This is a genomic window from Vibrio tapetis subsp. quintayensis, assembly GCF_030409945.1.
In the GTDB taxonomy this organism is placed as follows: Bacteria; Pseudomonadota; Gammaproteobacteria; order Enterobacterales; family Vibrionaceae; genus Vibrio; species Vibrio quintayensis.
Map to the genome: position 1 here is coordinate 1 of NZ_JAUFQV010000002.1, position 6,519 is coordinate 6,519.

Below are 6,519 nucleotides of genomic sequence, written 5' to 3' on the forward strand. Positions count from 1 at the left end.
GTTCACGAACTTCCATCTCAACTAGCTCTAGAAGCTCTTCATCATCAACCATGTCACACTTGTTCATGAATACGATGATGTAAGGGATACCAACTTGACGACCAAGTAGGATGTGCTCACGAGTTTGTGGCATTGGGCCATCAGTCGCAGCAACAACTAAGATACCGCCGTCCATTTGAGCAGCACCAGTGATCATGTTTTTAACGTAATCGGCGTGTCCTGGGCAATCTACGTGTGCGTAGTGACGGTCAGGTGTATCGTACTCAACGTGAGAAGTAGCGATTGTGATACCACGCTCGCGCTCTTCTGGAGCGTTATCGATAGATGCGAAGTCTTTTGCTTCACCACCGTATACTTTTGACAAAGTAGTACAGATAGCAGCAGTTAGAGTTGTTTTACCGTGGTCAACGTGGCCGATAGTACCAACGTTTACGTGCGGTTTCGTACGTTCAAATTTTTCTTTAGACATGGATTGTCCCTCAAGGTACGGATTTGGTGGCGAAATGGCCACGTAACCAAAATTAATGGTGTTTATATCAAAAGGAGATGTAGCATCAGAGCTGGTGCTGATACCCAGATTTGAACTGGGGACCTCACCCTTACCAAGGGTGCGCTCTACCGACTGAGCTATATCAGCACTATTTGTGAGTTGGAGCGTGCAGCGGGAATCGAACCCGCATCATCAGCTTGGAAGGCTGAGGTAATAGCCATTATACGATGCACGCAACACGTAACTCTGAGAGCTATTTCCTTAAGAAATATGGTGGAGGGGGACGGATTCGAACCATCGAAGGCAGTGCCGGCAGATTTACAGTCTGCTCCCTTTGGCCACTCGGGAACCCCTCCAAATTTTTCTAACTTTCTAAAAAAGAAAGTGGTGCCGACTACCGGAGTCGAACTGGTGACCTACTGATTACAAGTCAGTTGCTCTACCTACTGAGCTAAGTCGGCACATAAGTGGGGCGAATTCTATTGAATGAACTCGTTGCTTGCAATAGCTAAATGAAAAAAAAAACAAATTTCCTTATATTGTTACGGTTTTGACGCTAATTTGATGGCATTAATCAATATCTTGGTTTATTTATGCCATTCAGGTCGTTTGATTTCTCAGTTTCATAGTGTATTGTCAACTCCCTATTTTTTATATCCATGTCCGAGTTTTTTATGAGCCCTTATATGATGTTTGATCGTCAGCAGTGGTCGCAGTTAAGAAATGCTGTGCCGATGACGTTATCACAAGATGATCTCAAAGAATTGCAGGGTATTAATGAAAATCTCACCATGGAAGAAGCGGTCGAGATCTACTTGCCGCTATCCCGCCTGCTCAATTTATACGTTGCCGCAAGACAACGCCGAAATTCGGTATTGCATGAGTTCCTAGATAATGAAGAGCACGCGCCACCTTTTATTATCGGCATCGCAGGCAGTGTTGCGGTTGGAAAAAGTACCACGGCTAGGTTACTGAAAGCGCTGCTATCTCGCTGGGATAATCACCCTAAGGTCGAACTTATCACGACTGATGGTTTTTTGTATCCGAATAAGGTATTAGATGAACAAGGACTGATGTCTAAAAAGGGATTTCCCGAATCTTATGACATGCGTAGGTTGGTTGAATTTGTATCTGATGTAAAAGCGTGCAAACGTCAAGTTAAGGCTCCAGTCTATTCACACTTAACTTACGACATTACCACGGAAGAGAAAGTAGTCGATTTACCTGACGTTCTGATTATCGAAGGATTAAACGTTCTGCAAAGCGGCATGGATTACCCGCATGATCCGCATTATGTTTTTATCTCTGATTTTTTAGATTTCTCATTGTTTGTCGATGCGGACGCAGAACTTATCGAAAATTGGTATATCGAACGTTTTCTCAAATTTCGACAAGGTGCGTTCAAAAAGCCAGGGTCGTATTTCAGCCACTACACACAACTACCAAGAGATGAAGCCGTTAATAAAGCAAAAACTATTTGGAGTTCAATCAACGGCAAAAACTTAGAGCAAAACATACTCCCAACTCGGGAGCGTGCTCAACTGATTTTAAGAAAGGGCAACAACCATACTGTCGAACAAGTCTTACTGAGAAAGTAACGCTTATCTACACTGCCTAATCGTTTTTGCGAAGAGATATTTCTCCTCCAACATAAGACTCAAGGCCTTTATCGGTTTGCAATAATATGGCACCTTGCTCATTAATCCCTTGTACGATACCGTGAATTTCTCTTGGCCCCATGATGAGCTTCACAGCTCGGCCTTTAAAGTTGTCCAAGCGGTTCCAACGAGGTACAAATCCCGCCATCCCATATAACTCATAATCCTCTAGGGCATTCTTCCAAGCATTGATCACGGCGATAGCCAAAGCATTCCGGTCTATATCGTCACTCTCTAAGATGTGGCTTATTGAAGTCCAAGGCTGGGTGATATTTTCTGTCGACTCAGCCATGACGATGTTTAACCCCATCCCGAGAACAAGATGAGCGGCACCGCCAGCTTGACCGGTCATTTCAACCAAGATTCCAGCCAGCTTTTTATCTCGATAGTAGAGATCATTTGGCCACTTAAGCTTAATGTTCGGTATTCCTGCGGCCTCTAATGCTTCTGCCACTGCCACACCGACAACCAAACTCAAACCGACCGCCGCGGCCATCCCTGCATCAAGTCTCCAATACATAGAAACATACAGGTTAGATCCAAACGGAGACACCCACTCACGCCCCCTACGACCTCTCCCTTTACTTTGATATTCTGCGAGACAAGTATCCCCGCTAGATAGCATTGCTACCTTATCAAGTAGGTGCTGATTTGTTGATTCAATCGTTGGGTATACTTCTGTTCCTACGCCAGTATTGGTACAGATACTGGCTTGGTCTAATAGATACAGTGGTTTGGCCAACTTATAACCTTTACGCTGCACACTAAACACTTCAAGGCCCAGGTCTTGTATTCCTTTCATGTGCTTACTGATTGCTGCTCGAGACACACCGAAAACCACACCCAGTTGCTCACCAGAATGGAACTCACCATCAGACAATGCTTTAATCAATTCATATTTAATTGACGCTTCTTTCATCATTCTTGTTTTATCCACTGATCTAATGTTATTTCAGTTTTTGCACCAATAAAACGAACCTCGTGTTCAAGTTCGATCCCGTAGAGATCTAATACTGACTGCCTAACTTTCTTGGCTAACATCAAAATATCTCGAGCTGTCGCTTCTCCAGAATTTACAATTACCAAAGCTTGGTCAACGTGAACTTGCGCGCCACCAATCGACACGCCTTTTAGTTTAGCGCTGTCGATTAACCAACCAGCAGCAACCTTAATGCCCGATTCTGTCTCATAACCGACAATAGTTGGATATTTCATTTGAAGCGCGTAAAAGTCGGAGTTTGAAATTACCGGATTCTTAAAAAAGCTACCAGCATTGCCTTGTTTAGCTGGGTCGGGCAATTTACTTTGACGAATATGACACACCGTATCAAAGACTCTCATTGGAGAAAGCTCGTCAGATGGGATATCCCTTAGGCCGCCATAGTTCACCTTTGGTACCCATGTCTTATCCAACACAATACCAACAGCTGTAATGATCGCCTTATCTTTCAGGTCGCCTTTGAATATTGAGTCTCGATAACCAAATTTGCAGTCTGTGTTCGCTATCCGCTTAATACGTAAGCTCTCCAGACACAGGTACTCGACATACTCACAAACATCTTTAAGCTCAACACCATATGCGCCAATATTTTGAATAGGAGACGTTCCAACACACCCCGGGATCATCGCTAGGTTTTCCAACCCAGAATAGTGATTATCTAAACTCCATTTAACCGTCTCGGGCCAATCTTCACCTGCGTTAACATGCAAGTGTACATGTTGTGCAGACTCGACAACGGTTCGTCCCATCATACGATTAATAAGTACCGCGCCTTGGTATTTTTGAGTGAAAAGCACATTACTGCCCTTACCCAAAATCAACTTTGGCAGCGCTCTCAATTCATCAGCCTGAAAAGCTGTAATCAATTCCTCAATCGAGTCTATCTCAATCAATGCGGAACACTCCGCGTCAACAGCGAAGGTATGAAACCCTTTTAAATCGGCATTTTTATGTATTTGCATATCAACTAACGGTAAAATTCAACTGAATCTATTCTACCTTAACTCCTAACTAAGTGCAGTGAACTGATGACAACGCTTCGATTTGAACAGCTTGACCCGATAAAATTGCCTCTAATAAAGCGCTTCTATAAACAACACTACCCGTCAAAACCAAAATCAGATGAGTGTATTATTACGGCTTATTCAGATACGTCGCTTGTCGGTGTCGTACGCTTTCGACCGGTAGGTCAACATCGCTTGCTTACTGGTATGGTAATCAGCCCACACTTTCGCGGGCAAGGCTTTGCGACTCAATTATTGAACTACTGTCAGAAAAATCACCTTACTGACCACGACTATTGTTTTGCATACACACATCTACAAAATTTGTATCTACAGCATCGGTTTTCGTTAATAGAGCAGGCGGAACTTCCTCAAAATTTAAAGGACCTGTTTGAACGCTACACAAGCAGCGGTAAATCACTGTTACCAATGCAATACATTGACTAAATTTCTAACAAGTTCACAATAGTTTTCGAAGCGCATCCACGATAGTTTTGATAAAATAATAGATTCGCAATTTTGCAGACTGTAAAAGGTATTTCTTTACACATGATAGCCACACGGAATCCATTAAGTACATTACCAGCCATCGCTCAAGATCCTGATGATTTTCAAGTGCTGTATTCCGCGCACGAGTTCCGTGAACATCTGCTAACGTCTATTGAAAATGCCAAAAAACGCATTTATATCGCTGCACTTTATTTGGAAGATGATGAAGCAGGCCGAGAAGTTCTAAGTGCTATCTACGCCGCTAAACAAAATAAGCCAGATCTTGATGTGTGTATTTGTGTCGACTGGCACAGAGCCCAACGAGGCTTGATTGGTGCCGAATCATCACTCGGCAACGCAGCAATGTATCAGCGATTTGCTAATGAGTATGAGCATAAAGTTCCTGTTTACGGTGTGCCTGTTCGTGGTCGAGAAGTGTTCGGTGTTTTGCACTTGAAAGGCTTCGTCATCGACAACTCCGTTATATACAGCGGTGCTAGTCTTAATGACATATATCTCCATAAAAAAGAACGCTATCGCTTTGACCGCTACCATGTGATTGATAATTCAGTACTGGCCGATAGCATGGTCAATTTCATAAAAGACAGAATTGTAGCTCACCCAGCAGTCAACAATCTGTGTTGTCCTAATAAACCAGCAACTAAAGATATTAAAGCAAAAATTAGGCAATTTAGATCTAGCCTATCCCGCTCTCGATACCAGTTTGACCACATAGAGCCAACACCAAACGATGTCGCCATTACTCCATTAGTTGGCGTAGGCAAGCACCGTAATTCTCTGAATAAGAGAATTGTGCAATTAATCGCGGCCGCAAAAGACGAAATCTTCATCTGCACACCTTACTTTAATTTCCCGAAAGATCTTTCTCGAGAAGTTAAAAAGGCACTAAAACGTGGCGTAAAGGTAACTATTGTCGTTGGAGATAAAACGGCAAATGACTTTTACATCCCACCTGAAGAAAACTTTAAGACTATTGCCGGGCTCCCTTATTTATACGAGATGAATCTTCGTCGCTTTGCCAAAATTAACGAAGCCAATATCGCGAGTCGAGACTTATCAATTCGACTTTGGAAGCATGACAGCAATAGTTTCCATCTAAAAGGCATATGGGTAGATAAGCGATACATGTTGCTTACCGGCAATAATCTAAATCCAAGAGCTTGGAAGCTAGACCTAGAAAATGCGCTTCTCATTCAGGACAACTATTCACTCCTAACTGAAAAGTTTGAACAAGAAGTCAGCGGAATACTGGCGCATACAGAACTGATTTGTACCTATCGCCAATTGGACAAAATGGATACCTATCCAATACAAGTCCAAAAGCTCATCCGAAAGATTAGGCGAGTCAGCGCCGATAGGGTATTAAAGCAAATCCTATAACCATCTAAAGCTCAGCCATTGCTGAGCTTTTTTATAACTATTAAAAATGAGCCATCTCAGTGTGTCGAGATGCAAGGCGTTAGGCTTTAATAATAGAAGTGCTCGTAATAAAGCTTTGGGCTTGCCTGTATACGTACACGAGCTTATATAAGCAACATACCAAAATATACATCGTCTCATCCCATAAATACCAGACAACTTCAACAGCGTGCAAGTCCCGGCCAAGATCTTGGAGTATCTACAAAATAGAAATTCCACTTATTACAGACGTAAAAAAGCCCAAGTCGTAAGACTTGGGCTTAGTATAAGTGGCGGAGTGGACGGGACTCGAACCCGCGACCCCCGGCGTGACAGGCCGGTATTCTAACCAACTGAACTACCACTCCGCAGTGGAATACTCACACAGTGAGTGTTCATATCTTTAGATTGGTCAATCTAAAGATTAAATTTAAAGCCTGGCGATGTCCTACTCTCACA

Annotated in this window: 6 protein-coding genes and 5 tRNA genes; 3 read left to right on the forward strand and 8 right to left on the reverse strand. The window is 43.0% G+C overall.

The window, feature by feature from the left end:
- From QWZ04_RS00540 to QWZ04_RS00560, 5 genes are all read right to left on the reverse strand, one after another.
- Positions 1 to 469: GTP-binding protein (locus tag QWZ04_RS00540; protein ID WP_290323979.1), on the reverse strand; the 469-nt coding region annotated here is incomplete at its 3' end.
- 92 nt (positions 470 to 561) lie between these two features.
- A tRNA-Thr gene (locus QWZ04_RS00545) sits at positions 562 to 637 on the reverse strand.
- Between the two features lie 13 nt (positions 638 to 650).
- Positions 651 to 725: transfer RNA gene (locus QWZ04_RS00550), tRNA-Gly, on the reverse strand.
- Positions 726 to 761: 36 nt separating this feature from the next.
- A tRNA-Tyr gene (locus QWZ04_RS00555) sits at positions 762 to 846 on the reverse strand.
- Positions 847 to 875: 29 nt separating this feature from the next.
- Positions 876 to 951 (reverse strand) — tRNA-Thr (locus QWZ04_RS00560).
- Between the two features lie 213 nt (positions 952 to 1,164).
- Between QWZ04_RS00560 and coaA the strand changes: the two genes are divergently transcribed.
- Complete coding sequence (gene coaA / locus QWZ04_RS00565; protein ID WP_290323981.1) at positions 1,165 to 2,088, forward strand: type I pantothenate kinase; 924 nt, start codon at positions 1,165 to 1,167, stop codon at positions 2,086 to 2,088.
- A gap of 16 nt (positions 2,089 to 2,104) precedes the next feature.
- Here the strand turns inward: coaA and birA are convergent, their stop codons facing one another.
- Together birA and murB are read right to left on the reverse strand one after the other, a co-directional pair.
- Positions 2,105 to 3,067, reverse strand: a complete 963-nt coding sequence (birA, locus tag QWZ04_RS00570) for a bifunctional biotin--[acetyl-CoA-carboxylase] ligase/biotin operon repressor BirA (protein WP_290323989.1) — start codon at positions 3,065 to 3,067, stop codon at positions 2,105 to 2,107.
- Positions 3,067 to 4,110, reverse strand: coding sequence for a UDP-N-acetylmuramate dehydrogenase (gene murB / locus QWZ04_RS00575; protein WP_290323983.1), 1,044 nt, complete (start codon positions 4,108 to 4,110; stop codon positions 3,067 to 3,069). The genes birA and murB overlap by 1 nt, the downstream gene beginning before the upstream one ends.
- 66 nt (positions 4,111 to 4,176) lie before the next feature.
- Between murB and QWZ04_RS00580 the strand changes: the two genes are divergently transcribed.
- Together QWZ04_RS00580 and pssA are read left to right on the forward strand one after the other, a co-directional pair.
- The gene (locus tag QWZ04_RS00580) at positions 4,177 to 4,599 is read left to right on the forward strand and encodes a GNAT family N-acetyltransferase (RefSeq protein WP_290323985.1); all 423 of its coding nucleotides are present in this window, start codon (positions 4,177 to 4,179) and stop codon (positions 4,597 to 4,599) included.
- A gap of 102 nt (positions 4,600 to 4,701) precedes the next feature.
- On the forward strand, positions 4,702 to 6,042 hold the full coding sequence (gene pssA / locus QWZ04_RS00585) for a CDP-diacylglycerol--serine O-phosphatidyltransferase (RefSeq protein WP_290323987.1): 1,341 nt from the start codon (positions 4,702 to 4,704) through the stop codon (positions 6,040 to 6,042).
- Between the two features lie 309 nt (positions 6,043 to 6,351).
- On the opposite strand, the gene QWZ04_RS00590 is transcribed toward pssA, so the two are convergent.
- Positions 6,352 to 6,428 (reverse strand) — tRNA-Asp (locus tag QWZ04_RS00590).
- Between the last annotated feature and the right edge of the window lie 91 nt (positions 6,429 to 6,519).

Coding starts and splice junctions, on each gene's coding strand:
- coaA (WP_290323981.1), top strand. CDS start 1,165: ATGAGCCCTTATATGATGTTTGATCGTCAGCAGTGGTCGCAGTTAAGA.
- birA (WP_290323989.1), bottom strand. CDS start 3,067: ATGAAAGAAGCGTCAATTAAATATGAATTGATTAAAGCATTGTCTGAT.
- murB (WP_290323983.1), bottom strand. CDS start 4,110: ATGCAAATACATAAAAATGCCGATTTAAAAGGGTTTCATACCTTCGCT.
- QWZ04_RS00580 (WP_290323985.1), top strand. CDS start 4,177: ATGACAACGCTTCGATTTGAACAGCTTGACCCGATAAAATTGCCTCTA.
- pssA (WP_290323987.1), top strand. CDS start 4,702: ATGATAGCCACACGGAATCCATTAAGTACATTACCAGCCATCGCTCAA.